This is a genomic window from Klebsiella sp. NPDC088457 (assembly GCF_044900465.1).
Classification (GTDB): Bacteria; Pseudomonadota; Gammaproteobacteria; order Enterobacterales; family Enterobacteriaceae; genus Klebsiella.
Genome location: NZ_JBJDNH010000028.1, coordinates 35,881 through 61,647 on the forward strand (window position 1 = coordinate 35,881; position 25,767 = coordinate 61,647).

A 25,767-nucleotide genomic window follows, 5' to 3' on the forward strand; every position below is an offset into this window, starting at 1 on the left:
CATACCGGATGTCGCTATCGCCACACCAGGTATAGACAATGTTGTCGCCCGAACACGGCGCCCGGTGGCGCAGTCCGGGAGTTCCCCCGCTCGCACCATGCGTGCGGGGCCAGCGATGGCTCAACCCAGCCGTTCTTTCTCCTGCTGCAGCTGCTGCGCCAGCGCCTTCAGCTGCGGCAGGAATTGCTCATCGACCGGGGCGAACGGCTTGCGGCACAGCGGCTCAGCCACCACATCCATGTAGTGAAGAACGCTTTTCAGACCGCGGAATACGCCGGTTTTAATCAACAGATCGATCGCCTTGTTGCATTCACATTGCAGCCTTTGCGCCTCGGCGATATCGCCGGCGCGCAGCGCTTTGACGATCCCCTGATAGCGCCAGCCCATAATGTTATAGGTACTGCCGATCCCGCCGTCGGCCCCCGCCAGCAGGCCGGAGGCAAAGATCTCATCATAGCCGTTGTAAAGGACCAGATCCGGATGGGCGCGGCGGATCTGCTCCATCTGGTAAAGATCGCCAGAGGTTTGTTTCAACGCCCCTACGCCCGGCAGGGTCACGAGGGAGCTGATCTGATCCAGAGTCAGCTTAACCCCGCTCAACGCCGGGATGTTGTAGACCACCATCGGTAAGCCGTTAGCTGAATCAATAATGGCCCGGTAGTGGGCGCAGTGCTCCTCGAAGCTGAAGGGGTAGTAGAACGGGGTTACGGCGGAGACGGCATCGTAGCCATAGCCTTCCGCCACCTGTGCCAGCTGCTGGCTTTCGAGCGTGCTGACGCAGCCGACGTGGGCAATCAGGGTCATTTTCCCCTTTGCTTCGTCGGCGACGATCTCCAGCACTTCCTGACGCTCTGCGCTGCTTTGCACGAAAGCCTCGCCGGTAGAGCCGCCGACGTACAAGCCATCGATTCCCTGACTCAGGTTGAAACGCACCAGCCGCCGCAGGCTTTCTCTATCCAGCATTTGTTGCCCGTCAAACGGTGTAAGCAGTGCCGCCATAACCCCACGTAAATTGACCGCCATATAAACCTCTTTATGCTATGCGTTATGATTAACTATGTACCTTTATACCTGTTATACCAGAACAGATAAGCAACAGCCCCATACAGAACGCTTAATATGCGATCTGCTTCACTAAACAACGATCCTGACGATCGTGTGAATTACTGACGCGGCTGTTTTTTCTGGCCGAAGGCGTGCCAGGTGGCGGAAACGCTATTGAGGTGGGTCTGCAAGGCGCGATCGGCTTCGTCTGGGTCGCGGCGACGAATAGCCGCTACGATATCGATATGCTGTTGATAGCTTACGTTATTATGCTCGTGCAGCTCGTGCTCAGGTACTTTAGGACGCGCGGCGATCAGCCAGTCCAGCAGGGCGACATGGATAGCCAGGAAGATCGGATTGCCGGGAATCTCCGCCAGGACGCGGTGAAATTCGACGTCAGAACGAATAAACAGCGCGTTATCATCCAGCGACTGGCTATTGATCTTCAGCGCCAGCTCCAGCTTTGCAATCTGCTCATCGCTGGCGTGTTCCGCTGCGTAACGGACCAGGCTGGATTCGAAAAACAGGCGCAGCTGTTCAAAATGCGCGATCCCGCCTGGGTGGGCGAGAAAATCCTTCGCCATCCCCGAGAGTTCACCGATGATGGTGTCGGCAGAAGGCCGGGAGACGCGGGCGCGTTCGCCGTTGCTGATCTGCACCAATCCTTTACGCTTTAAGGCGGCCAGCGCCTCACGCACGGAGGGACGGCCGACGTTGAAGAAGGTCATCAGCTCACGCTCAGAAGGTAACTGCTCGCCTTCGGTAAACTCGCGACGGCGGATCATATTCTCGAGCTCTTCTTCCACCATTTCCGACAGTTTTTTTCGCGCCAGAGGACGGCGGCGCAGGCTGCTGCCGATTGCGGATGAACTCTCTTCAGTCTGGGGATCAAATGCGCTCATAGGGACCATGTGTGATTGGTGACAGCAAGTGACGACCGTACCATCTTAACACAACAATTGTATGCTGGCGGCGTAGATAACAGAACAGGCCCCGAAGGGCCTGCAATCTGTATATCCATGATGCGGGATTATTTCACGACGCGCAGCGCCGGACGCCCGCCGCGCGATGGCGGCGGCGTATCATCAGGATCGTCCTCGTGATCATCCGGCTTATCACCGTCGATCACCGACATGACCGTTTCATTCTCATTGCCTGATGAGGCTTCGTCATCATTCAGGGTGGTGACGTCTTCATCATAGGCGGCTTCAGGTTCGAACATCGTCCCTGCGCCGTTTTCGCGGGCATAAATCGCCAGCACGGCAGCCATTGGAACAGAAACGTTGCGCGGAACACCGCCGAAGCGCGCATTGAAACGCACTTCGTCATTCGCCAGTTCCAGATTACCTACGGCACGCGGCGCAATATTGAGCACGATTTGCCCGTCGCGCGCGTACTCCATCGGAACCAGTACGTTCGGCAGTGTCACATCCACAACCAGATGTGGAGTCAGCTGGTTATCCAGCAGCCACTCATAGAACGCCCGCAGTAAGTACGGGCGACGCGGCGTTAGCTGCGATACATCCATCGGTTAGCCCCGACCGAGACGCATTTCACGCTCGGCTTCAGTTAAAGAAGCGAGGAAGGAATCACGTTCAAAGACGCGAGTCATATAGCCCTTGAGCTCTTTCGCGCCGGCACCAACAACTTCAACACCGAGAACCGGCAAACGCCACAGCAGCGGCGCCAGATAGCAATCAACCAGGCTGAACTCATCGCTCAGGAAGTAAGGTTTTTGCGTAAAGACCGGCGCAATCGCCTGCAGCTCTTCACGCAGCTGCTTACGCGCGGTATCCGCTTGCGCGGCGGTACCGGTCTGAATGGTATTCATCAGCGAATACCAGTCTTTTTCGATGCGTTGCATGTACAGACGGCTTTCTCCACGCGCCACCGGATATACCGGCATTAACGGCGGATGTGGGAAACGCTCATCCAGATATTCCATAATGATGCGGGATTCCCACAGAGTGAGCTCACGATCCACCAGCGTAGGTACGCTTTGATTCGGGTTGAGGTCAATCAGATCCTGAGGTGGGTTGTCCTTCTCCACGTGTTCTATCTCAAAACTAACACCTTTTTCTGCCAGCACGATGCGGACTTGGTGGCTATAGATGTCAGTAGGACCAGAAAACAGCGTCATTACCGAACGTTTGTTGGCAGCGACAGCCATGAAAACCTCCAGGTATATTCAGAATTTTTGTACTGCTACCAGCCACGCGTGGCCAGCCAGATGTAAAAACCCCATTCGCGTGAACGTCATTCCCGTTGATGCAAAAAATGAACAATCACCAGCATTTGGGCAGAAAATTGGATGATAGTTTACCAGATCTTGAAGGCGTTGTGGTGAGGGGATTCTGGAAATGCTGAAAAAGTGGTAAGAACAGGCGATTTGCTTGTGGATAACGGGGGATTTATTCATAAAAAAACCCGCCGAAGCGGGTTTTTTCGCAAATTGTTCTGCGTGAGCAGAAAACAATTAACGTTTGGAGAACTGAGGACGACGACGTGCTTTACGCAGACCGACTTTCTTACGTTCAACCTGACGAGCATCACGGGTAACGAAGCCAGCTTTACGCAGTTCGCCACGCAGGGACTCATCATACTCCATCAGAGCGCGGGTGATACCGTGACGGATCGCACCAGCCTGACCAGAGATACCACCACCTTTAACAGTGATGTACAGATCCAGTTTTTCAACCATGTCGACCAGTTCCAGCGGCTGACGAACTACCATGCGGGCAGTTTCACGACCGAAGTACTGTTCCAGAGAACGCTGGTTGATAACGATTTTGCCGCTGCCTGGTTTGATGAAAACGCGAGCTGCGGAACTTTTGCGGCGACCAGTGCCGTAATATTGATTTTCAGCCATTGCCTATAATCCCGATTAGATGTCAAGAACTTGCGGTTGCTGTGCCGCGTGGTTGTGCTCGTTACCCGCGTAAACTTTCAGTTTACGGTACATAGCACGACCCAGCGGGCCTTTTGGCAACATGCCTTTAACCGCGATTTCAATCACACGCTCAGGACGGCGAGCAATCATCTCTTCAAAGGTCGCTTCTTTAATACCACCGATGTGACCGGTGTGATGATAGTACATTTTGTCTTCGCGCTTGTTGCCGGTAACAGCCACTTTTTCTGCGTTCAGAACGATGATGTAATCACCAGTATCTACGTGCGGAGTGTATTCCGCTTTATGCTTACCGCGCAGGCGACGAGCCAGTTCAGAAGCCAGACGGCCCAGAGTTTTACCGGTCGCGTCAACAACATACCAGTCGCGCTTTACGGTTTCTGGTTTAGCTGTAAAAGTTTTCATTAAAAGCTTACCCAAATAATAAGTTACACGTTGGTGAACACCCAAACGTTTAGTCAGTTGAGGTTCACACGACATTGTCCAGCAAACCTACCCCTTCGAATAGCCTATGCCGGCACTATAGAAAGTTTTGGGAAAAAAACCTTCTTGTAACGTGGGGTCGCAAGATTATAGAGAAGTCGGGGCCAAAGATCGACCCCTTTATGTGATTTGGACCAGGTTTTTTCGCCAGGTCCGCGCCGCCGATTTTCCCTGCCCCACCGGCCAGAGCGGGCATGGAAAAGGCGGGGTTTCAGGGCATATGCGGGCGCTTCAGATACTCTTCGCTCTGCATTTCCTGCAGGCGCGACAAACAGCGCTGGAACTCAAACTTCAGGCGTTCCCCCTGATAAACGTCATACAGCGGCACCGCCGCGCTGACCACCAGCTTGACGTGGCGCTCGTAGAACTCATCCACCAGGGCGATAAAACGCCGGGCTTCGCTTTCCAGCTGCGGGGTCATCACCGGAACATCGAACAGCATCACGGTATGGAACTGGCGCGAAAGCGCAATGTAGTCGTGCTGGCTGCGCGCATCGACGCATAGCGTGGCAAAGGAGGCCGCCAGGGTCTGGTTCTCGACCCCTAACGTCGGCAGCGGACGGTGATTAATCTCCAGCGTCGGCATCTGCTCACGCTTCGCCCCCGCCAATGCCAGCCACAGTTTATCCATCTGCTGCTGCGTCTGCGCGTTGAGCGGCGACAGCCACAAATGCGCCTGGGTTAAGGTACGCAGTCGATAATCAATTCCCGCATCGACGTTCATGATGTCGCAATGTTGTTTAATCGCATCGATTGCCGGCAGGAAGCGGGCACGCTGCAGGCCGTTGCGGTACAGATCATCCGGCGGGATATTAGAGGTGGCGACTAAGGTGATCCCGCGGGCAAACAGCGCTTTCATCAAGCCGCCCAGCAGCATGGCGTCGGTAATATCGGAGACAAAAAACTCATCGAAACACAGAACGTCGGTTTCCGCCTTGAAGCGATCAGCAAGAATTTCCAGCGGATCGCTATGCCCCTGCAGGGTAATTAACTCTTCATGGACGCGTAGCATAAAGCGGTGGAAGTGCAGCCGCTGCTTACGCTCACCCGGCAAACTCTGATAAAACAGATCCATCAACCAGGTTTTTCCCCGCCCTACGCCACCCCACATATAGAGGCCGCGGACGGCAGCGGTATCGACAGTGGTCTCACGCTTGCCCAGCAGCTTGCCGAATTTTGCCCGCAGACCGCCGCTTTGCGGCGCCGGCGCAGGTTTATTCTGCAGTTCACGATAGATGGTATCGAGGCGGCTGACCGCTTCTTGCTGGACATCGTCAGGTTGATGGCTGCCCTCCTGGAGGGCTAAAAGGTAACGCGATGTTGGGGACAGGCTTTGCATGATCTAATTGTTATTCCTTGAAAACCGTAATGCCGGAGCTCACGATTGACGAAAAAAAGGCCGTTCTACACTACGCGACGAGACGCCAGGAGACCCCCTCTGAGGAATTAGCGGTGAGAGTCGCCCTATCGGGCGCAGGCGGAGAGCCTCATAGCCACCCTACGGAACCACAAAACAACGGGAGATGTACATGACCTGGGAATATGCGCTAATTGGGCTAGTTGTCGGTATCATCATCGGTGCCGTCGCCATGCGTTTTGGCAACCGCAAATTACGTCAACAGCAGGCGCTGCAGTACGAACTGGAAAAGAATAAAACAGAGCTTGAAGAGTATCGTGAAGAGCTGGTTAGCCATTTTGCCCGCAGCGCTGAACTGCTGGATAACATGGCGGATGACTATCGCCAGCTGTATCAACACATGGCGAAAAGCTCCAGCAGCCTGCTGCCGGACACCATGGCGGAAGCGAACCCGTTCCGCAACCGCCTGGCAGAATCAGAAGCCGGTAACGATCAGGCGCCGGTCCAGATGCCGCGCGACTATTCTGAAGGCGCATCCGGTCTGCTGCGCGGTGGCGCAAAGCGCGACTGATTTTTCGCTGACAGCAAAAATATTATCCGGGCGCGCTCCCTGCGCCCGCCTCCCCCCGCATTCCAGCTATTATTTAAGCATTGACCGCATTGTTAGCGGGTCGAAAATTCAATAACATCAGACCATTCGGGACGTTTTTCCATACACCTCAGGTTACGAGAGCCAGCATCTAATGAAGAAACAGACTTTGCTGTTGAGTGCGTTAGCGTTAAGCATAGGGTTATCGCTGTCGGTCTTACCTACGGCTACGGCATCGTTACCCACGCAGGTACCTGGCCAGGGGGCATTGCCGAGCCTTGCGCCGATGCTGGAAAAGGTGCTGCCTGCGGTGGTGAGCGTACAGGTTGAAGGTACCGCAGCGCCGGTACAAAACATGCCGGAAGAGTTGAAAAAGTACTTTGGTGACAATGCGCCGCAGGAACAGGCTCAGCCTTTTGAAGGCCTCGGCTCCGGGGTAATCATCGATGCGGCGAAAGGCTATGTATTAACCAATAATCACGTTATCAGCCAGGCGCAAAAAATCAGCGTGCAGCTCAACGATGGCCGTGAGTTTGACGCGAAGCTGGTCGGCAGCGACGATCAGAGTGATATCGCCCTGTTGCAGATCCAAAACCCCAGCCATCTGACGCAAATCGCCGTCGCCGATTCCGATAAGCTGCGCGTTGGCGATTTTGCTGTCGCCGTCGGCAACCCGTTTGGCCTTGGGCAAACCGCGACCTCCGGCATTATCTCGGCGCTCGGCCGCAGCGGGCTTAACCTCGAAGGGCTGGAGAACTTTATCCAGACCGACGCCTCCATCAACCGGGGTAACTCCGGCGGGGCGCTGCTGAACCTGAACGGCGAGCTGATTGGCATCAATACCGCGATCCTGGCTCCGGGCGGCGGTAGCGTCGGGATCGGCTTTGCTATTCCGAGCAATATGGCGCAAACCCTTGCCCAGCAGCTGATTCAGTTTGGTGAAATCAAACGCGGCCTGTTGGGCATTAAGGGTATGGAGATGAGCGCGGATATCGCCAGGGCGATGAATATCGACGTACAGCGCGGCGCCTTTGTCAGCGAAGTATTACCTAATTCGGGGTCGGCGAAAGCCGGGATTAAATCCGGGGACGTGATTGTCAGCATGAACGGCAAAGCGCTCAGCAGTTTCGCCGAACTGCGGTCGCGGATCGCCACCACCGAGCCGGGCACCAAAGTGAAGCTGGGCGTGTTGCGTGACGGGAAGCCGCTGGACGTTGAAGTAACGCTGGATAAGAGCACCTCCTCTACCGCCAGCGCCGATCTCATTATTCCAGCTCTGCAGGGTGCATCGTTGAGCGACGGTCAGATGAAGGACGGCACCAAAGGCGTCACCGTTGACAACGTCGATAAAGGCAGCGCCGCGGCACAGGTTGGTCTGCATAAGGATGATATTATCATCGGCCTTAACCGCGAGCGCGTTCGTTCTATCGCCGAATTGCGTAAAGTGCTGGAGAGTAAACCGGCCGTCATCGCCCTTAACGTTATCCGTGGTAATGAAAGCATCTATTTGCTGCTGCGTTAAGGCCCATTTCCGGGCATCGCCCGCAGTGCGATGTCCGGATAACTCGTGCTATGCTGCGCTTGTCCATCCATCAACGATACCTGCATCATGCCTGGAAAGTTATTACGTTCTATACTCATCGGTTTGATCGTCGGGGGCCTGCTTCTGGCCGTGATGCCCTCGCTACGTCAATGGCATCTGTCGACGACGACCCAGTACGATAGCGCGGACGAGTCGCCCGTCAGCTATAACCCTGCCGTTCGCCGCGCCGCTCCTGCGGTGGTTAACGTCTATAACCGCGCGCTGAATGGCAGCAGCCATAATCAACTGACCCTGGGTTCAGGGGTCATTATGGACCAGCGCGGCTACATTTTAACCAATAAACACGTCATCAACGATGCGGATCAGATTATCGTCGCCTTGCAGGACGGCCGCGTCTTTGAAGCGCTGCTGGTCGGTTCGGACACGTTGACCGACCTGGCGGTGTTAAAAATTAACGCCAACGCCGGCTTACCGGTTATCCCGATCAATCCGAAACGGGTGCCGCATATCGGCGACGTGGTGCTGGCCATTGGTAACCCGTATAACCTCGGGCAGACGATTACCCAGGGGATCATCAGCGCGACCGGTCGTATTGGCCTGAACCCCACCGGGCGGCAAAACTTCCTGCAAACCGATGCCTCGATTAACCACGGTAACTCCGGCGGGGCGCTGGTGAACTCGCTGGGCGAACTGATGGGCATCAACACCCTATCATTTGATAAAAGCAATGATGGTGAAACGCCGGAAGGGATCGGCTTTGCTATTCCCTTCCAGCTGGCAACAAAAATTATGGATAAACTGATCCGCGATGGCCGCGTGATCCGTGGCTATATTGGTATCAGCGGCCGTGAAATTGCGCCACTGCATGCTCAGGGCGGTGGCATCGATCAGCTGCAGGGGATTGTGGTTAACGATGTCGCGCCGGATGGCCCGGCGGCGCAGGCCGGGATCCGCACTAACGATGTGATCATCTCGGTGAATGACAAACCTGCGGTTTCAGCCCTTGAAACTATGGATCAGGTCGCGGAAATTCGTCCTGGCTCAGAAATTCCGGTGGTTATCATGCGTGACGATAAGAAAATCACCCTGCATATCGCCGTTCAGGAATATCCGGCGACCAACTAGCCATCATAAAAAAACCGGAGCCATGGCTCCGGTTTTTCCAGCACATCGTTATCTTATTTATTAACGAAATCTTCGCCCAGAGCGATATCTTTCTTCAGCGTATCCAGCATGCCTTCCAGCGCCTGTTGTTCAAAGGGACTGAGCTTACCGATAGTCTGACGCTCTTCGATACCATTTTTCCCCAGCAATAACGGCTGCGAGAAGAAGCGCGCGTACTGCCCATCGCCTTCAACATAGGCGCATTCTACCACCCCTTTTTCACCCTGCATGGCGCGGACTAAGGAGAGACCGAAACGGGCTGCCGCCTGACCCATGGAGAGCGTCGCCGAGCCGCCACCGGCCTTGGCTTCAACCACTTCGGTACCGGCGTTCTGAATGCGTTTTGTCAGATCGGCCACTTCTTGTTCGCTGAAGCTCACGCCAGCAATCTGTGACAGCAGTGGCAGGATGGTGACGCCGGAGTGGCCGCCGATAACCGGCACTTCGACGTCTGATGCGGATTTACCTTTCAGCTCAGCCACAAAGGTATTCGAGCGGATGATATCCAGCGTAGTCACGCCAAACAGTTTGTTCTTATCGTAAACGCCCGCTTTCTTCAGCACTTCCGCCGCAATCGCCACGGTGGTGTTCACCGGGTTGGTAATGATACCGATGCAGGCGTGCGGGCTGGTTTTGGCAATCTGTTGCACCAGATTCTTCACGATACCGGCGTTGACGTTAAATAAATCGGAGCGATCCATACCTGGCTTACGGGCTACGCCAGCGGAAATCAGCACCACGTCTGCCCCGACAAGCGCCGGGGTGGCGTCTTCACCGGAAAAACCTTTGATTTTTACGTCGGTAGGGATATGGCTAAGATCAACCGCCACGCCCGGCGTTACCGGAGCGATGTCGTACAACGAGAGTTCTGAACCTGAAGGCAGTTGGGTCTTAAGTAGTAGGCAAGCGCCTGGCCTATTCCACCAGCGGCGCCGAGGACTGCAACTTTCATCCTAAACTCCTTATTATGGTTAATATCGTCTTTCGTTACTCCGTCGCCTGGACCTTAATTCACAAGATGAACAATTACAATAAGTATGGTTGAAGAATGCGTTCTGGTGCGCAGCGATGCATCCGCTTCGCATTTTCATCCCTGAGACTGACCATCCAGCAAAACCGAGTACCGGATCGACTATTGGTTACAATACACCCAGCTCGCTCGGCAAAACAACACCATTCTCATAACATTTAATTTACTTTTACAGCTATTTACGCGCTGTGATGAAGGCATGTTCCTTATCAGGGTTATTTGCTAAAATATGCCCCCTTCATAACATTATTTACTTTATCCCCTTGCGGATTATTTGCATAAAAATTCATTGTTATGCATAATGATGTTGTTTTTACCACCATAATCTGGGTGACTTATGCGAAGTTCGGCAAAACAAGAAGAACTGGTTAAAGCGTTTAAACTGCTGCTTAAAGAAGAAAAATTCAGCTCTCAAGGTGAAATCGTCCAGGCGCTGCAGGAGCAGGGATTCGATAATATCAACCAATCGAAAGTCTCCCGCATGCTGACAAAATTTGGTGCGGTTCGTACCCGTAACGCCAAAATGGAGATGGTCTATTGCCTGCCTGCCGAGCTCGGCGTCCCGACGACCTCCAGCCCACTGAAAAACCTGGTGCTGGATATCGACTATAACGATGCCGTGGTGGTTATCCATACCAGCCCGGGGGCTGCGCAGCTGATTGCCCGCCTGCTGGACTCTCTTGGCAAAGCGGAAGGTATTCTCGGCAGCATCGCCGGTGATGACACGATCTTTACCACCCCGGCCAGAGGTTTCACCGTCAAAGATCTGCACGATGCCATTCTCGTTCTGTTCGAACAGGAACTCTAGGCGTCCCCCCTCTGGTCGCTGCCACCAGAGGGCCCCCTCAAAAATGCAGCATTCCTTTAACATTTAGTGTGGTTTTTCGCCTCTATACATTCCTTTACTGAATGACAGGGTCAGAAGCGCACAAAATATCAAAATCACCTATCATTATGATTTTATTGGCTATAACCACCAATCCTGGCCAATAAATGACATTTCTAATTCTTATACGTTATAAAAAAGACAATTCTTTGTAATTATTTACGCAAACAATCATTAGCACGGTATTAATATTTTTAGTGATTAGTGTATACTTGATTTTGTGATGAGGGTCACGAAACGAAGAGCCCTCAATAATAAGTTTCGACGAGGTGAACATCATGAAAATCAAAACAACTGTCGCTGCACTCAGCATCCTGTCTGTTCTCTCCTTTGGCGCTTTCGCCGCTGATTCTATCAACAGCGAGCAGGCGCAAGGTCGCCAGGCAATCGGTACGGTTTCCGTCGGCGCGGTGAGTGCTTCCCCGATGGATATGCATGAAATGCTGAACAAAAAAGCACAAGAAGAAGGTGCTTCTTCCTATCGCATTATCGAAGCCCGTACCGGTGACCATTGGCACGCGACGGCTGAGCTTTATAAATAAGCGTTAACAATTGTCGGTAATCAACTGAATACAAAATTTCCAGCGGCCCAGGTCCATAAGAAACCTCCCGCCGCTGCAACAATATGGTTGGAGTAAAAATTATGAAAAGTGCAATGATCATCGCATCCCTGGGCCTGGCTTCCGTACTCTCTTTCGGCGCCAGCGCCGCCGTACATCAGGTCAACGCGGAACAGGCGCAAAACCTGCAACCTATGGGCACCATCTCTGTTTCTCAGGTAGGCAGTGCCCCGATGGATATGCGCCACGAACTGGCGGCTAAAGCCGAAAAAGAAGGCGCAAGCAGCTACCGTATTATTGAAGCCCGTACCGGGGATACCTGGCACGCTACGGCTGAGTTGTACAAATAAACCCTCGTCGTCTTATCCGACGACTTGCCCCCGCCTGTCGGGGGCTTTTTTATGCCTGTCGGGCGTTAAAGCGTAACTCCCCTTCCAGCTCTTCTTCAGCTTCATCAAACAGCAATATTAAGGCGCCAAAACGCCGACGCTGCTTATCGCTTAAGTGAATAAACTCAATTTCGAGCGGTAATGGCAGCAGGCCGCCCATCACCGTCTCCCACAGTGAATCGAGATTGTTGACCTTTTCACGATTGAGCGCGAAGGTACGTGAAAACTCACGATAGAAATCCTGCTGTTCGGCTATGTCATCAAAATCAAATGTATAGATAGTCATCGCCAGCACCCTGTCAAAACCGCACCATTGCCACCCGTCCCGATACGCGATAGCCGCCGGGTCTTCTCTTTCTTCACTCCGGTACTGAGCGCGAACGCTCCCGATGATTAAGTATAGTGATAAAAAAACCGACGCTTCAGCGTCGGTTTTAGGGAGTTAGTGATTGGTGAAAGCGTACTGGTATTTTCGCAACATCTCCACCAGTCGCCGGACCGGTTCGGTTACCTGCGGCGATGCCTCCCAGACCTGCAGTTTTTCCTGATAGACATCCAGCTCTGCAAGCAGACGGGCGAAATAGCGACGCCGCTTATCATCGTTGCTGGCGGAAATCACATGGTCCGCGGTGCGTCGCAGCTGGCGATGGAATGCCGAGAGATCTTCGTTGACCGGTACCGGAGCATCCCGCAAACGTTGATGGGCAATAATCAGCGTCAATGCGAGGCGGAAACGGGCAATGTCATCGGGAAACTTATTCAACAGTAAGAACAGCTGCTGATAAAGCGCCGGAAGATGGTTCTCTTTACGACGAGCGGTATTGGTGGTCAGCGATGAGACCGCCGCCGAAACAAACTGATTCAGCAGCACACGCCCGGTACGTTCCCGAGAGTTATCCCGCACCAGCAAAATCACCATCAGCGCCAGGAAACAGCCGACGATCTGTCCCAGCGCACTATCGAGAAACTGGCTGAACTGAAACTGCATTGGGTTGTCCAGCACCAGAATATTGATGGTACCTGCCAACGCCCCCATCGATCCCAGCCGGCGCTTCTGGACTTCAATCCCAATGAAGAATGCCATCACCGCCAGACTAATACACAGCAGCAGCATACTTTGCTGCGTCGCGGGCATGATCACGAGGAAAAACAACGCCCCCAGCGGTAGGGCTACCAGCATCCCGTAGAGGAAATCCAGCGCCACCATTCGCGGGTTCGGTAGGCGCATCGCCAGCGCGGTCACCACGGCGATCATCACCATCGCCCCGCTGCCGGAGGTCCAGCCGGTCCACAGCCAGAATAACGTACCGAGGATGCAGGAGATGGAGGTGCGCCAGAAGTTGACCATCGCATGATGACGTTCGGCGGACCCCGCTTTGATCACCACTTCATCCTGCAGAACGTCATCTTCAATCCGGCTGATTTTGGTATTGCCAACCACACCGCGTTTCAACAGCAGATAGCGCGTCGCCGCACCTACCCAGCTGTAGATCGTCACCGGCGTGTTGTGCTCCCCTTTCCAGGTCAGAAAGCGGCGCACCCTCTTCAGCTGCCGGTGGACGTCCTGCACGCTCTCAACCGGTTCGGCAAACAGCTCGCGATAATCATCGGTCACAATTTCCGGGCGTGAATTCTGGATTAAATAGGTTTCACAGGCCTGAGTAATCAGCGTCAGGGAGAGGGTGTTAATGGCCTTCAGGCGGCGGTTAACCTTTGCCCACCGCGACGACTCCATAATCAGGTTGCCGCGCATGCCTTCCAGGGCGCTAGTCCGGCGTACCAGCGCTCCCCATGCTTTGTCGACCACCTCGCTGTCGCCGTGCGCAATGCACAGTTGCATCAAGCGATATTGATCAATCAACAGGTTATCCAGCTCGAGATCGATCTCTTTTTTAATCGAACGCGGGGAAAAAAGCAGGTCCGCCACAATGGCGCTGACGATCCCCACCACAATCTCGCTGCAGCGCTCAACGGCAAACTGCGGCGCCAGCATCGGCTCGCTGTTGATGGTAATGACAATGATCAGCGCAGTGTAGCCCGCCAGGCCCCAGGCGTAGGAGTTTTCGACGCGCACCAGCGAGGAGATCCAGGTGCAAAACCCCGCCCACAGACAGCATACCAGCATCATCAACAGCGGCGCGCGAATCATCAGAATGATAATCGTCAGCGCAGCAATACAGCCGATAAAGGTTCCGACGATACGTAGCATCCCGCGATAGCGGATGGCGCCAGAATAGGGTTCTCCCCCGGCGGCGAATGCCGGACCGGCGGCAACGATAGCCGCCGTCAGCACCGCCCAGCGCGGGGTTTCCAGTTGAAAGTGGAAGCCGACGAATAACGCCAGCACCACCGCACACGCTAATTTAATGGCGAAGCGGAGGTGCCGGGGAGCAATGGTGAAGATCCCCATGGCGATTAACCAAACTCACGCAGGCGCATCGCCAGTTTCTGGAAAAAGTTCGCCTGGCGGGTATCACGATCCTCTTTACCGGTAATGACCACCGTCGCCGTCGTGCCCGATGGCCACAGGTTGCCCTGCTGCTGATCGAGACGAATACGCACCGGAACGCGCTGCGCCAGACGCACCCATTCGAGGTTAGAGTCCACGGAGGCCATCCCTTTGGCATCGCTGCTGCTGCTGGCGTTGGTCACCCCGGCGGCAATGCTGTCGACCGTACCTTTAATCGTGCGGCTGCTTCCCAGCGGGGTGATTTCCGCACGGTAGCCCTGGCGCACGCCTTCCAGCTTAGTCTCTTCGAGGTAGGCAATCACGTAGAAGGTGTTCTGTTTCACCAGCGCCACCGCCGTCGAACCGCGGGTAATAAATTCGCCGCTGTAAACGTTGAGGTTGGTCACCCAGCCATCGGCCGGCGCGCGGATAACCGTACGTTCAAGATCGAGTTTCGCCAGATCGCGGGTTGCCACCGCTTTTGCCAGCTGATGCTCCACCGTTTGTAATACGTTGTTGGCCTGGTCTATCTCCTCACGGGACATCGCCTGTATGCCAAGCCGGTTACGACGCCCGGCCTCGGTACGCTTTTCCTGCGCCAGGGTCTGGTAGTAAGCCACGTCGGCCTGAGCCTCTTCGAGGGCTTTCTGATAACGCGGCTGATCAATCACGAACAAAACCTGGTCTTTCTTAACCAGCTGGTTATCCTTGACGTCGACCTGCGTAATCAGCCCTGACACATCCGGCGCGATCGCCACGATATCGGCGCTAAAGCGTGCGTCACGCGTCCAGGGCGACGCGGTGTAATACACCCATGCGCGAAAAATCGCGACAAATGCCAGGATAACCAGTATCACAGTGATTGCGGTACGGAAGATATTTCTTGTTAGTGTTTTCACATCAACCTCAAACGAACAAACGCGATATCAGATAAAAAAGGCAGCAATATAACGCGGTATTAAAAAGTGCAGGGTGCCAGACAAAATCATAGATGCCGGTAGGAACCAGCAGGCGATGCACCAGCCAGAAAATAGCCAGTGAAATGAGCAACTCAAAGAAGATCGGCGGAAACGACAAGCCGAAAATCACGATGACAGGAAACAGACTCATGATGACCTTGATAAGAAGCGTACAGGTGGTAAGCGTAAAACGTTTATTATTTAGCTAACAATATAGTAACGTAACAATTGCAGCATGATCTATATTATGTGATCTAAATCACTTTTAAGTCAGAGTGAACAATGGAACGACTAAAACGCATGTCCGTTTTTGCCAAAGTGGTTGAACTGGGTTCATTTACCGCTACGGCCCACCAGCTCCAGATGAGCGTTTCTTCGATCAGTCAGACCATCTCCAAACTGGAAGATGAACTCCAGGTGAAGCTGCTCAACCGCAGCACCCGCAGCCTTGGCTTAACGGAAGCCGGTAAGATTTATTACCAGGGCTGCCGCCGGATGCTGTTCGAAGCCCAGGACGTCCATGAGCAGCTGTACGCGTTTAACAATACGCCCATCGGCACGCTGCGCGTCGGCTGCTCTTCAACTATGGCGCAAAATGTCCTCGCCCACATTACCGCCAGCATGCTGAAAGAATACCCCGGGCTCTCGGTCAATCTGGTCACCGGTATTCCGGCGCCGGATCTCATTGCCGATGGCCTGGACGTGGTGATCCGCGTCGGCGCATTGCAGGACTCCAGCCTCTTTTCACGCCGTCTCGGCTCGATGCCGATGGTGCTGTGTGCGGCGAAGAGCTATTTGCAGCAGGCGGGGTGCCCGGAAAAGCCCGCGGATCTCGCCAGCCATTCGTGGCTGGAGTACAGCGTACGCCCCGACAATGAGTTTGAAATTATCGCCCCGGAAGGGATTTCAACCAAACTGATCCCCCAGGGCCGCTTTGTCACCAACGATCCCATGACGCTGGTACGCTGGCTGACCGCAGGGGTCGGGGTTGCTTACGTTCCGCTGATGTGGGCGATCGAAGAGATCAACCGCGGTGAGCTGGAGATCTTGCTGCCAAGCTACCAGTCCGATCCGCGTCCGGTGTACGCGCTGTATACCGAAAAGGACAAGCTACCGTTGAAGGTACAGGTCTGTATTAACTCGCTGACGGAGTATTTTGTCGAAGTGGCGAAGATTTACCAGGGAATGCACGGCCGCGGGATCGCCCGCTAACGACGAAGCCAGGGAGCGGGTGAAAAACAGGTGCGCCTCCGCAGGCTGCGGAAGCGCATTCAGGACGATCAGGCGGTGCCGCCGACGGTGAGATTATCCACTTTCAGCGTCGGCTGGCCAACGCCGACCGGTACGCTCTGGCCCTCTTTACCACACACGCCGACGCCGCTATCCAGCTTCAGGTCGTTACCTACCATCGAAATCTGCTGCATCGCTTCAATCCCGGAACCGATCAGGGTCGCGCCTTTGACGGCCTTCGTCACTTTGCCTTTTTCGATCAGGTAAGCTTCGGAGGTCGAGAACACAAACTTACCGGAGGTGATATCAACCTGACCACCGCCGAAGTTGGGGGCATAAATACCGTAATCAACCGATTCGATAATCTCCTGCGGCGTGGATTTACCTGCCAGCATATAGGTATTGGTCATCCGCGGCATCGGCAGATGGGCGTAAGACTCGCGGCGGCCGTTGCCGGTCGGGGCGACGCCCATCAAGCGGGCATTAAGTTTGTCCTGCATATAGCCTTTCAGGATGCCGTTTTCGATCAATACGTTATATTGCCCCGGCGTCCCTTCGTCATCCACCGCCAGCGAGCCGCGGCGATGGGCAATGGTGCCATCATCCACCACGGTGCACAGCTCTGAGGCCACCAGCTCCCCCATATGACCGCTGAACACCGACGTGCCGCGACGGTTAAAGTCACCTTCCAGGCCGTGCCCGACCGCTTCATGCAGCAAAACGCCAGGCCAGCCCGCGCCAAGAACCACCGGCAGCATCCCGGCCGGCGCCGCGACGGCGGTCAGATTCACCAGCGCCATCCGCACCGCTTCTTTCGCCCAGGCATCAGCACGGACTTCTCCTTCCTCGGAAGCCAGGAAGTAGTCATAGCCAAAACGACCGCCGCCGCCGCTGGAGCCGCGCTCACGCTTGCCATTGTCTTCCACCAGCACGCTGACGGACAGGCGGACCAGCGGGCGAACGTCCGCCGCCAGCGTGCCATCGGTCGCCGCGACCAGGATCAGTTCATAGACGCCGCTCAGGCTGGCAGACACTTCCTGCACGCGGTTGTCGGCGGCGCGGGCCGCTTTATCGACGCGACGCAGAATATCCAGCTTCTCTTCGCGGCTCATGCTCTGCAGCGGGTCGATACTGGTATACAGAGAGCCGTATTCCACCGCCCCCAGGGTACGGACTTTGCCATCACCGCTGTCGCGCACGATGGTACGCGCCGCCTGCGCGCTCTGTTCCAGCGCCAGCAGGCTAATTTGGTCCGCATAGGCGAAACCGGTTTTCTCTCCGCTCACCGCGCGGACGCCAACACCCTGGTCAATATTGTACGAACCATCTTTAATGATGCTGTCTTCCAGAACCCAGGATTCGTGATAGCTCGACTGAAAATAGAGATCGCCGTAATCAAGACGGCGCTCGGCCAACTGGCCAAGAATGGCAAAAAGGTCCTGATGGTTCAGGCCATTTGCCGACAGTAATTGTTCACTTACCAGGTTCAGACTCATCGTTATGCTACTCGTTTGTTGCCGCGTATCAGGCGGAAAGAGATACCCTAAATAGTTCAAGTTGCACAAAGGCGGCAAGCGAGAGAACCCCAGCAGCATAGAAAACTATGTCACCAGGTGAACACGCGTAGCCAACGCATCTGCGGCTTGAAAGACCACGGGTATAGAACGCTATCTATTGAGAGTGCGATAATTCCCCGCAATCGTCAAATCATTGCTTTTTGTCGCTACGCGCCTGGCGCAGCACTTCATTGATTTGCGGCTGATCGATAGGACCGGTGATGCGATAGCGCAGGATAGACACTTTGTTCCACAGCGGCCCCAGCACCTTACTGGCCGCAAAAACGGCGGCGCCGACAATAGGGTTAATCGCAAAGGCCGTCGCTACGCCGACGGTCGCCGAAATTTCCGGCGCGACGACGGCCTGCAGGTCCAGCTGGCGGCGCACGAGATCGACCGCTCCCTTAATCGCAATATCCGCCTCCAGGCCATCCACCAGCGTATCATCGGTATTCAGCACGCCATCTTTAATCCACGCGGTGCTGCGGATCGAATCGAAGTAGAAACCTTCGCTAAAGGTATCGCTGAAGTCGAAGCGCAGTTTACGCAGCAGCGCATCGACACTCAGCAGGCGTAACAGTTGCCCGGCATGACCGGTGCTGATGTCGGTAAACTCGCCTTTTCCAAGATGGCTTTTCAACACCCCATTAAGAGACGCCACATCCGGCTGCCACGGCGGCGCACGCCAGTGCAGATCATAATCGACATCGAATGACGACCCTTTCACCGGGGTTGAAATACCGAAGAAACTGGCGAAGGCATCCGTTTTATTGCCGTGCAGTTTGCCTTTCAGCGAAGTCCGCACGCCGCCCGGCGCATTTACCCATACGCCATCGGAGGTGAGACGGCCAAAACCGGTATCCACCAGCCCGTTTGCCAGCGTCAGCGTATCGCCTTTAATCGAGAAATCACCATCAATGCGCCCATACTTTTGCCCCCAGAGCCAGCACTCCGCGCAGCGTAGCTGGAGATCAGGCCAGCCGCGGAATTCAATGCGCTTATCGGCAAAGAGGCTGGCGTCACCTGTCGCCGGGCTGCTGTTCTGAGCGGTCGCCGGGTTGTAATAGAGGTAGCGAATCGCCGCCTGCCAGGGGGCGTTTTTACGCATCGTCAGCGAGGCGTTAATTTCTCGCCCCTGGGCTTCAACCTTCGAGCCGCCGGCATCGGGCTGAGCGACCAGACTCACATTGTTCCAGTTTTGGCCGGCAAACGTCAGCGTCGGCGTCCGTAAGGTGATGCGTTGCGGGAAAAGGATATTGCTACTCACCTCATTGACGGCGCCGCCCTGGAAAAGGGCCAGCCACTCCGCACCATCCATCGGCGGCATATTCAGCTCCACGCCCGCCTGATCCGGCAGCGGAGAGATCGCCTTGCTATCCGAGGTCAGAATCGCCCGATCCAGCGTCAGCTTGCGATTCAGCAGCCAGCGGCTGTTGATATGGTTTTTCCCGCCGATGGCGCCGGTCAGATTGAAACTGTTGAGTCCGCCCTCGACGTTGATTTTGACCGGCAGCGGCTCACCCGCCTTTTTATCGACCGGTGAAGGTAAGTGACTACTTACATTTTTCAGATCGCCGTTGATATCGACTTTATAGCTCGCGCCGCCGTGATACGGTAGCTCAATGGCGACCTTGCCCTCCCACGGCACGCTACCGCTCAGCGCATCCTCAACCGCTTTTGGCAGCAGACCGGTACGCGACGGCTGCCAGTTCGCATTCATCCCGACATTGACCTGAAAGGCTTTCGGCCCTTCGATGGTGGCAAAATCAAGATTCAGCGGCTGATTAAACCAGCTGGCGCTCAGAGTTTCACTTTGCAGATCGCCATTCACAAAGCTGAATTTACCGGTCAGGTTGTTCAGCGTCGTATCTATCGGTTTGATAAACAGACTGTTATCTTTCAGATTCACATCGCCTTTGGCGGTGGTAAGCTCGCCATCCAGCGGAATATCAAGATGTAAGCGAGCGCTCACATCGCCATCTAACTGCAGCTCATCCAGCGCTGAGCCCAGCGTCTCTTTTAGCGGCGTCGCTTTGAAGTAAGGGCCGACCTCTTTCCCGGGGCCGTTAATATCGGCATCAATGAACAGTTTTTCCCGCGAGTAGTCCGGAATCACCGCATCAAGGTTGCTGGCGGTCACATTACCCAGCATCGCCTTATCGGCCTTCATCCATAACCCGTTATTGATGAAGTCCAGATTGATGTTCAAGCCGGTTAATGCCGGCCAGTCGGGCTGGAAAGCAAACGTGGCGTTGGTTAACGGTACCGAAACCTGGAACTGACCTTCGTTGTGAAGATACGGGAAGAGATGCGGATTGCCGCCGTAAACCAGAGTGGCGTCCGTGGCCTGTCCGCCTTTAATGGCGCCGCTGAGATAATCCACCAGCTCTTTGCCCATCAGATTTTCCGGGAAGTAACGCCATGCCTGGCCGCCGTCATTGGTGCTGATTCCGGCCAGAATTCCCAGCCAGGGCTCATCGCCCTGCGGTTGTAGGTAGCGGAATCCGCCTCGCGCACGCACGCCGGTCGCCTGCACGTCAATGTTGCGCCCATCGAGCATGAAGCCTTTATCATTCTTCACCCAGCTAAGGGTGGCGTCGCCTTTGGCAATCTCCAGCGGAGCGCGAAAGACCGTGGCATAGGGCATTTTCGCCTGAGCTATGCTGGCATGCAGAGATCCGTTCTCCACGCTGCCGGCGATGCTGCCTGAGAAGTGCTCAGCCCCGGGCAGCAGCTTCCACTGTTTCCAGGCCAGGTCGCTCCAGCGGGCCTGGAAACGAGATTTTTCCGCCGCCTGCAGCGGAATATCCAGCGCCAGCAGCGTGATATTTCCTGCAGGCTGGGTGGTGCGCCATATTTCACCCAGTTCAGGGGCCAGCCTGTCGGCAAAAGGCAACAGCCCGGTCAGGCCGCTGAGATCGAGATTGCTGGCGCGAATACGCAGCTCATCGCTGCGCAGGTGGCCCTCTCCGCCGACGTCCTGCGCCGGGATCCACGCCATCGCCAGCGCACCGCGCGGCCAGGCTTTGCCATCAATGGAGATGCTAGTATCCGGGATATGGAAACCCCAGCCCTGTTTCTCACGAAAAATATGCGCCGTCAGGTTATCTACCGCCAGATGATGGGGTTGACTATCGCCCTGCCAGCTGGCGCCGCCTTTCTTCAGCCAGACGTCGCCGCCGGTGATGTCGCCTTTGTCGATCGCCATCCAGCCTTCGAGACTAAAGCGCGCGGTCTGCAGCGCGATATTGTCCTGCATCCAGCGGCCCAGCCATGGCTTAACGTCGATATCGTCCGCCTGGAGCCACACCCGCCCTTTGTTCAGCAGACCGTTTTCATCACGTAGATCCATTCGCACCTGCATCACCCCATGCTGACCGGTGAGGCTGGAGAGGCTCAGCTGTCCTTCCGCACGGTGGCGATTGTTGGTGTTCAGCCAGGTGAGCTGTGGAACGGCGAGTTCCGCGCGCTGACCGGATATCGTCAGGAAGCTCAAATGGCTGTCGCGCAGCGTAAAGTGATCGAACTGACGGAGAAAAAGATCGCCGATATGGTCGGTTTTCAGGCTCTCGCCGCCGTCGTTGGTCTGGATCGGCGAATTGGTATGAACCTGCAACTGCCAGAAGGTGAGATCGCGGAACTGCCAGCGCATATGCAGCAGGCTTTGCCAGACATCCAGCGCAAGGGTGACCCGTTTAACGGAGAGCTCGCCGCCATCTTTCAGGCCGGCGGTAATATCGCGAACGTCGAGAGTGGGGCCAAAATTCTCCCAGCTGGCCGTGAGCTTTGAGGCATTGACCGGCGAACCGGAGAGAGCGGAGATCTTTTCCAGCAACTGCGGGCGCCAGGCGTCCAGCTGCGGCAGCACGAGACGCAAACCGCTCACCAGCAGTGCGACGATAACAGTCAATGTTGCCGCGGTGAGCAGTAATATCCCGGGCAGTCGCCTCACGCCTCTCTCCTTGTCAGACTTTTACACATCATCCGTCCGTTTGTCTCTGCGTCAGCGGCGCTCGCTCCCGTGACGAGACATCGCTTCTCTGTTGCCGAACGCCTGCACAGAGACAAACCCGATGATTACATCATAACGACATCGAACTGCTCTTGATTATAGAGCGGTTCAATTTGTACTTTGACCTGTTTGCCGACAAAGATTTCGACTTCCGCCAGCGCGTGCGACTCTTCCCCTTTCAGGGTTTCCGCTACCGCAGGAGAAGCATAGACCAGGAAACGATCGGAATCGTAGGCATGGTGCACCCGCACGATCTCACGCATGATTTCATAGCACACCGTTTCGACCGACTTCACCGTACCGCGACCGTGGCAGGTAGGGCAATCCTTACACAAGACATGCTCCACGCTTTCACGGGTACGTTTACGGGTCATCTCCACCAGCCCAAGCTGGGAAAAGCCGTTAATACTGGTTTTCACCCGATCTTTGCTCAGCGCCTGTTCTAACGAATGCAGCACCCGACGGCGATGATCCTCATTATTCATATCAATGAAATCAATGATGATAATGCCGCCCAGGTTACGCAGACGCAGCTGGCGCGCGATGGCCTGGGTAGCTTCAATATTGGTATTGAAGATCGTATCGTCGAGATTACGGTGACCAACGAACGCCCCGGTGTTGATATCCACGGTGGTCATCGCTTCGGTCTGATCGATAACCAGATAGCCGCCGGACTTCAGCTCCACCTTACGCTCCAGCGCGCGCTGAATCTCATTCTCCACGTCAAAGAGATCGAAAATCGGCTGGCGGCCGCTGTAGTGCTCCAGCTTGCTGGTCATCTCCGGCATATATTCGGCGGTAAACTCCATCAGCGACTCATAGGTCAGGCGGGAGTCCACGCGGATACGGTCGAGGTGCGCATCGGCGAAATCACGCAGCACCCGCTGAGCCAGCGCCAGCTCGCCATAGAGTTGATAGCGGGTCTGCTGACGTTTCTTACGCTCCATGACCTTCGTCCAGACGCGCTTGAGATAGGCGGCATCGGCGGCCATTTCCTGTTCATGCACGCCTTCCGCGGCGGTACGAATGATAAAACCGCCCTGCTCATCGCAATAGTCGGCAACGACTTTCTTTAGCCGCTCGCGCTCGGCTTCGCTTTCGATGCGCTGCGACACGCCGACGTGTGAAGCCCCGGGCATAAATACCAGGTAGCGGGAAGGCAGCGTAATATCGGTCGTCAGGCGGGCGCCTTTGGTCCCCAGCGGATCTTTCACCACCTGCACCATCAGATCCTGGCCCTGGCGTACCAGCTCGGAAATATCGCGCACGGTGAACTGTTTTTGCTCTTCCCCGGCGACGCACTCGGTATGCGGCATAATATCTGACGCATGCAGAAATGCAGCCTTGTCCAGGCCAATATCTACAAAAGCCGCCTGCATCCCCGGCAGTACACGACTGACACGACCTTTGTAGATATTGCCTACGATTCCGCGTCGCGCTTCGCGCTCAATATGAATTTCCTGCAGAATGCCGCCATCAATATACGCAACGCGCGTCTCCGATGGCGTTACGTTAACTAATAATTCAGCCGTCATCTTTATCCCTTTTCTTCACGCAGTGAGTTAAAGTTACTCAGCAACTCATACGTTTCTACCAGCGGTAAGCCGACCACGGCGTGATAGCTGCCATTAATCTTCCTGACGAAACAGCCACCCAACCCTTGAATACCGTATGCACCTGCTTTGTCTAAAGGTTCGCCGCTGGCCACATAGCCGGCGATATCCTGCTCAGAGAGCAGGCGGAAGGTCACTTCCGTCACCACCAGGCAATCCAGCGTCTGCTGCTTATCCGCCAACGCCACGGCCGTCATCACCTGATGGGTTTTACCGGAAAGTTTGCGCAGCATCTCTGCGGCGTGCCCGGCGTCGCGCGGTTTTTCCAGCACTTCGCCGTTAAGGGTGACAATGGTATCAGCTCCCAGCACCGGCAGATCGCGCGCAGCCATCGCTACGCCAGCCTGCGCTTTTTCTCGCGCCAGACGCGCAACATAATGCTGAGCGCTCTCCTGAGTACCGCGTCGTTCCTCAATACCGGGAACCAGACGCTCAAAAGAGAGCCCCATCTGAGTCAACAGTTCCTGCCGACGCGGAGAACCTGAAGCGAGATACAGAATCGTCATATCAACCTTATTGCACCGCAAATTGCTGACGCACTTTACGCATGAGCAGGAATAACCATGGCCAGAGCACACCGTTTACTACACTACTCCAGAACACTTCCGGACGGAAAGAGACGTTGATCACTAAAAACTCTGCCCAGAAAACAACGATATCCACCGCAAGGGATAACATCATCACCACCAGCGCCTGCTGCCAGAGCGCCAGATTGCGGAACAGCTGATATTTCAGTGCCACCAGATAGGCGATGATACTTAACGATAGCGCACGCACGCCCAGCGTCGAGCCGCTGATCAGATCGAGGATAGCTCCCATCACGAAGCCCGTCCCCACGTTCACCCGATGCGGTAGGGCGAGGATCCAGTAGAGCAGGATCAGGAACACCCAGTTCGGCCGGAAGACGGTGAGATCCGCCGGCCAGGGCATAACCTGTAGCAATAGCGCGATAAGAAACGAGAGCCAGATAACCCAGCGTCCCTGGCTTCGATAACTTGCCACTATTGCCCCCCTGCAGGCAGAGGTTGCTGAGGCGGCGTCATGCCGGTGGCGGGAGCGGGCATTTGCGGCCCCATGGCGTCAGGTGCCGGCAGCACCTGCGGCATCATCTGCATCAGGCGCTCATTCGCCACGCGATGAACCTCTTCCGGGGTCATCGGGTTAGCGCCGTTACGATCGGCTCCCCACAGCAGCAGCAGATAACGCAAACGCTGCAGACCCGCCGTTGGACGCGCCTGAATGACCGTATACGCACGCTGCGTATCCAGCTTCACAGAAGAGACCACGCCGACCGGATAGCCTTCCGGGAAACGCCCGCCAAGGCCGGAAGTGACCAGCACATCGCCGACGCGAATATCGGTATTGGCCGGCAGGTGCTCCAGTTGCAGATCGTCAGTACAGCCGTTACCGGCCGCAATCACGCGGATATCGTTGCGCAGCACCTGAATCGGCAGCGCGTGCGTCGCGTCGCAGATCAGCAGCACGCGGCTGGTCATCTTCGCCACGGCCACCACCTGGCCGACCACGCCTTTGTCGCTGATGATCGGCTGGCCTTCATACACGCCGCTGGCGCTGCCTTTATCGATGACGACCTGATCGCTGTAGGGATCGTTAACCGTTGAGATGACCTGAGTCACCATCTTTTGCTCATCCTGGCGCAGCGGCGAACCCAGCAGTTCACGCAGACGCGCGTTCTCCTGTTTGTACTGACCCAGCATCAGCAAATCGCTGTTCTTCAACAGCAGTTCCTGACGCAGCGCGCGGTTTTCCAGTTCGAGCTGATCGCGGGTTGCCAGCGTTTGCGATACGCTGTCCAGCAGTTCCCGGGGACCATTTGAGATAAAGTAGAAAGGACTGACGGCTGTGTCCATGTACGTTCGAATCTGACTGAACGTACCCAGGCGGCTGTCGGCGATAATCACGCCAAGCGCCACCAGAACCGCCAGGATAAGGCGAATCTGTAGCGACGGGCCACGGCTAAAAATTGGCTTCATA

Annotated in this window: 24 protein-coding genes and 1 pseudogene; 7 read left to right on the forward strand and 18 right to left on the reverse strand. The window is 55.5% G+C overall.

Annotated features, from left to right (window positions below; all coding sequences use genetic code 11):
* Positions 1–120 precede the first annotated feature (120 nt).
* From nanA to zapE, 7 genes are all read right to left on the reverse strand, one after another.
* Positions 121–1,023, reverse strand: a complete 903-nt coding sequence (nanA, locus tag ACI2JR_RS17980) for an N-acetylneuraminate lyase (RefSeq protein WP_132729521.1) — start codon at positions 1,021–1,023, stop codon at positions 121–123.
* 140 nt (positions 1,024–1,163) lie between these two features.
* The gene (nanR, locus tag ACI2JR_RS17985; RefSeq protein ID WP_132729520.1) at positions 1,164–1,955 is read right to left on the reverse strand and encodes a transcriptional regulator NanR; all 792 of its coding nucleotides are present in this window, start codon (positions 1,953–1,955) and stop codon (positions 1,164–1,166) included.
* A gap of 119 nt (positions 1,956–2,074) precedes the next feature.
* Complete coding sequence (gene sspB / locus ACI2JR_RS17990; RefSeq protein ID WP_132729519.1) at positions 2,075–2,572, reverse strand: ClpXP protease specificity-enhancing factor; 498 nt, start codon at positions 2,570–2,572, stop codon at positions 2,075–2,077.
* Positions 2,573–2,575: 3 nt separating this feature from the next.
* Positions 2,576–3,214 (reverse strand): stringent starvation protein SspA, encoded by a 639-nt coding sequence (sspA, locus tag ACI2JR_RS17995; protein ID WP_132729518.1) that lies wholly within the window; start codon positions 3,212–3,214, stop codon positions 2,576–2,578.
* A gap of 306 nt (positions 3,215–3,520) precedes the next feature.
* Positions 3,521–3,913: a 30S ribosomal protein S9 gene (gene rpsI, locus ACI2JR_RS18000; protein WP_003025138.1), complete on the reverse strand. Its 393-nt coding sequence runs from the start codon at positions 3,911–3,913 to the stop codon at positions 3,521–3,523.
* Between the two features lie 15 nt (positions 3,914–3,928).
* Positions 3,929–4,357: a 50S ribosomal protein L13 gene (gene rplM, locus ACI2JR_RS18005; RefSeq protein WP_004868222.1), complete on the reverse strand. Its 429-nt coding sequence runs from the start codon at positions 4,355–4,357 to the stop codon at positions 3,929–3,931.
* A gap of 289 nt (positions 4,358–4,646) precedes the next feature.
* Positions 4,647–5,774, reverse strand: coding sequence for a cell division protein ZapE (zapE, locus tag ACI2JR_RS18010; protein WP_132729517.1), 1,128 nt, complete (start codon positions 5,772–5,774; stop codon positions 4,647–4,649).
* A 190-nt stretch (positions 5,775–5,964) separates the two neighbouring features.
* On the opposite strand from zapE, the gene zapG reads away from it, so the two are divergent.
* The 3 genes from zapG to degS all read left to right on the forward strand — a co-directional run bounded on the left by zapG (position 5,965) and on the right by degS (position 9,049).
* Complete coding sequence (zapG, locus tag ACI2JR_RS18015) at positions 5,965–6,363, forward strand: Z-ring associated protein ZapG (RefSeq protein WP_132729516.1); 399 nt, start codon at positions 5,965–5,967, stop codon at positions 6,361–6,363.
* A 172-nt stretch (positions 6,364–6,535) separates the two neighbouring features.
* On the forward strand, positions 6,536–7,903 hold the full coding sequence (gene degQ / locus ACI2JR_RS18020; RefSeq protein WP_132729515.1) for a serine endoprotease DegQ: 1,368 nt from the start codon (positions 6,536–6,538) through the stop codon (positions 7,901–7,903).
* Between the two features lie 87 nt (positions 7,904–7,990).
* Positions 7,991–9,049, forward strand: coding sequence for an outer membrane-stress sensor serine endopeptidase DegS (degS, locus tag ACI2JR_RS18025; RefSeq protein WP_132729514.1), 1,059 nt, complete (start codon positions 7,991–7,993; stop codon positions 9,047–9,049).
* A 53-nt stretch (positions 9,050–9,102) separates the two neighbouring features.
* Here degS and mdh read toward each other — a convergent pair.
* Positions 9,103–10,040 (reverse strand): annotated as a pseudogene (gene mdh / locus ACI2JR_RS18030) (malate dehydrogenase).
* Positions 10,041–10,455: 415 nt separating this feature from the next.
* Between mdh and argR the strand changes: the two are divergent.
* The 3 genes from argR to yhcN-B all read left to right on the forward strand — a co-directional run bounded on the left by argR (position 10,456) and on the right by yhcN-B (position 11,914).
* Positions 10,456–10,926: a transcriptional regulator ArgR gene (argR, locus tag ACI2JR_RS18035; protein ID WP_132729512.1), complete on the forward strand. Its 471-nt coding sequence runs from the start codon at positions 10,456–10,458 to the stop codon at positions 10,924–10,926.
* Between the two features lie 356 nt (positions 10,927–11,282).
* A complete protein-coding gene (yhcN, locus tag ACI2JR_RS18040; protein ID WP_132729511.1) occupies positions 11,283–11,546 on the forward strand; it encodes a peroxide/acid stress response protein YhcN in 264 nt (87 codons plus the stop codon).
* A 101-nt stretch (positions 11,547–11,647) separates the two neighbouring features.
* Positions 11,648–11,914, forward strand: coding sequence for a DUF1471 family stress response protein YhcN-B (yhcN-B, locus tag ACI2JR_RS18045; RefSeq protein WP_132729510.1), 267 nt, complete (start codon positions 11,648–11,650; stop codon positions 11,912–11,914).
* 49 nt (positions 11,915–11,963) lie between these two features.
* On the opposite strand, the gene ACI2JR_RS18050 is transcribed toward yhcN-B, so the two are convergent.
* The 4 genes from ACI2JR_RS18050 to aaeX form a co-directional block, all read right to left on the reverse strand.
* Positions 11,964–12,239 (reverse strand): barstar family protein, encoded by a 276-nt coding sequence (locus tag ACI2JR_RS18050; RefSeq protein WP_132729509.1) that lies wholly within the window; start codon positions 12,237–12,239, stop codon positions 11,964–11,966.
* 156 nt (positions 12,240–12,395) lie between these two features.
* On the reverse strand, positions 12,396–14,363 hold the full coding sequence (gene aaeB / locus ACI2JR_RS18055; protein ID WP_462479137.1) for a p-hydroxybenzoic acid efflux pump subunit AaeB: 1,968 nt from the start codon (positions 14,361–14,363) through the stop codon (positions 12,396–12,398).
* Positions 14,364–14,368: 5 nt separating this feature from the next.
* A complete protein-coding gene (gene aaeA, locus ACI2JR_RS18060; RefSeq protein WP_132729507.1) occupies positions 14,369–15,301 on the reverse strand; it encodes a p-hydroxybenzoic acid efflux pump subunit AaeA in 933 nt (310 codons plus the stop codon).
* Positions 15,302–15,308: 7 nt separating this feature from the next.
* Entirely contained in the window at positions 15,309–15,512 is a 204-nt protein-coding gene (aaeX, locus tag ACI2JR_RS18065; RefSeq protein WP_004868260.1) for a p-hydroxybenzoic acid efflux pump operon protein AaeX, read from the reverse strand.
* 131 nt (positions 15,513–15,643) lie between these two features.
* Between aaeX and aaeR the strand changes: the two genes are divergently transcribed.
* Positions 15,644–16,573, forward strand: coding sequence for an HTH-type transcriptional activator AaeR (aaeR, locus tag ACI2JR_RS18070; protein WP_132729506.1), 930 nt, complete (start codon positions 15,644–15,646; stop codon positions 16,571–16,573).
* Between the two features lie 68 nt (positions 16,574–16,641).
* On the opposite strand, the gene tldD is transcribed toward aaeR, so the two are convergent.
* The 6 genes from tldD to mreC form a co-directional block, all read right to left on the reverse strand.
* A complete protein-coding gene (gene tldD / locus ACI2JR_RS18075) occupies positions 16,642–18,087 on the reverse strand; it encodes a metalloprotease TldD (protein ID WP_132729505.1) in 1,446 nt (481 codons plus the stop codon).
* A gap of 211 nt (positions 18,088–18,298) precedes the next feature.
* The gene (gene yhdP / locus ACI2JR_RS18080) at positions 18,299–22,099 is read right to left on the reverse strand and encodes an AsmA2 domain-containing protein YhdP (protein ID WP_462479138.1); all 3,801 of its coding nucleotides are present in this window, start codon (positions 22,097–22,099) and stop codon (positions 18,299–18,301) included.
* A 125-nt stretch (positions 22,100–22,224) separates the two neighbouring features.
* On the reverse strand, positions 22,225–23,694 hold the full coding sequence (gene rng / locus ACI2JR_RS18085) for a ribonuclease G (RefSeq protein ID WP_132729503.1): 1,470 nt from the start codon (positions 23,692–23,694) through the stop codon (positions 22,225–22,227).
* A 2-nt stretch (positions 23,695–23,696) separates the two neighbouring features.
* Positions 23,697–24,278 (reverse strand): Maf family protein, encoded by a 582-nt coding sequence (locus tag ACI2JR_RS18090; RefSeq protein ID WP_462479139.1) that lies wholly within the window; start codon positions 24,276–24,278, stop codon positions 23,697–23,699.
* A 7-nt stretch (positions 24,279–24,285) separates the two neighbouring features.
* The gene (gene mreD, locus ACI2JR_RS18095) at positions 24,286–24,774 is read right to left on the reverse strand and encodes a rod shape-determining protein MreD (protein WP_004868276.1); all 489 of its coding nucleotides are present in this window, start codon (positions 24,772–24,774) and stop codon (positions 24,286–24,288) included.
* Positions 24,774–25,766, reverse strand: coding sequence for a rod shape-determining protein MreC (mreC, locus tag ACI2JR_RS18100; RefSeq protein WP_462479140.1), 993 nt, complete (start codon positions 25,764–25,766; stop codon positions 24,774–24,776). The genes mreD and mreC overlap by 1 nt, the downstream gene beginning before the upstream one ends.
* Position 25,767: the final 1 nt, after the last annotated feature.

Coding starts and splice junctions, on each gene's coding strand:
- nanA (WP_132729521.1), bottom strand. CDS start 1,023: ATGGCGGTCAATTTACGTGGGGTTATGGCGGCACTGCTTACACCGTTT.
- nanR (WP_132729520.1), bottom strand. CDS start 1,955: ATGGTCCCTATGAGCGCATTTGATCCCCAGACTGAAGAGAGTTCATCC.
- sspB (WP_132729519.1), bottom strand. CDS start 2,572: ATGGATGTATCGCAGCTAACGCCGCGTCGCCCGTACTTACTGCGGGCG.
- sspA (WP_132729518.1), bottom strand. CDS start 3,214: ATGGCTGTCGCTGCCAACAAACGTTCGGTAATGACGCTGTTTTCTGGT.
- rpsI (WP_003025138.1), bottom strand. CDS start 3,913: ATGGCTGAAAATCAATATTACGGCACTGGTCGCCGCAAAAGTTCCGCA.
- rplM (WP_004868222.1), bottom strand. CDS start 4,357: ATGAAAACTTTTACAGCTAAACCAGAAACCGTAAAGCGCGACTGGTAT.
- zapE (WP_132729517.1), bottom strand. CDS start 5,774: ATGCAAAGCCTGTCCCCAACATCGCGTTACCTTTTAGCCCTCCAGGAG.
- zapG (WP_132729516.1), top strand. CDS start 5,965: ATGACCTGGGAATATGCGCTAATTGGGCTAGTTGTCGGTATCATCATC.
- degQ (WP_132729515.1), top strand. CDS start 6,536: ATGAAGAAACAGACTTTGCTGTTGAGTGCGTTAGCGTTAAGCATAGGG.
- degS (WP_132729514.1), top strand. CDS start 7,991: ATGCCTGGAAAGTTATTACGTTCTATACTCATCGGTTTGATCGTCGGG.
- argR (WP_132729512.1), top strand. CDS start 10,456: ATGCGAAGTTCGGCAAAACAAGAAGAACTGGTTAAAGCGTTTAAACTG.
- yhcN (WP_132729511.1), top strand. CDS start 11,283: ATGAAAATCAAAACAACTGTCGCTGCACTCAGCATCCTGTCTGTTCTC.
- yhcN-B (WP_132729510.1), top strand. CDS start 11,648: ATGAAAAGTGCAATGATCATCGCATCCCTGGGCCTGGCTTCCGTACTC.
- ACI2JR_RS18050 (WP_132729509.1), bottom strand. CDS start 12,239: ATGACTATCTATACATTTGATTTTGATGACATAGCCGAACAGCAGGAT.
- aaeB (WP_462479137.1), bottom strand. CDS start 14,363: ATGGGGATCTTCACCATTGCTCCCCGGCACCTCCGCTTCGCCATTAAA.
- aaeX (WP_004868260.1), bottom strand. CDS start 15,512: ATGAGTCTGTTTCCTGTCATCGTGATTTTCGGCTTGTCGTTTCCGCCG.
- aaeR (WP_132729506.1), top strand. CDS start 15,644: ATGGAACGACTAAAACGCATGTCCGTTTTTGCCAAAGTGGTTGAACTG.
- tldD (WP_132729505.1), bottom strand. CDS start 18,087: ATGAGTCTGAACCTGGTAAGTGAACAATTACTGTCGGCAAATGGCCTG.
- rng (WP_132729503.1), bottom strand. CDS start 23,694: ATGACGGCTGAATTATTAGTTAACGTAACGCCATCGGAGACGCGCGTT.
- ACI2JR_RS18090 (WP_462479139.1), bottom strand. CDS start 24,278: ATGACGATTCTGTATCTCGCTTCAGGTTCTCCGCGTCGGCAGGAACTG.
- mreC (WP_462479140.1), bottom strand. CDS start 25,766: ATGAAGCCAATTTTTAGCCGTGGCCCGTCGCTACAGATTCGCCTTATC.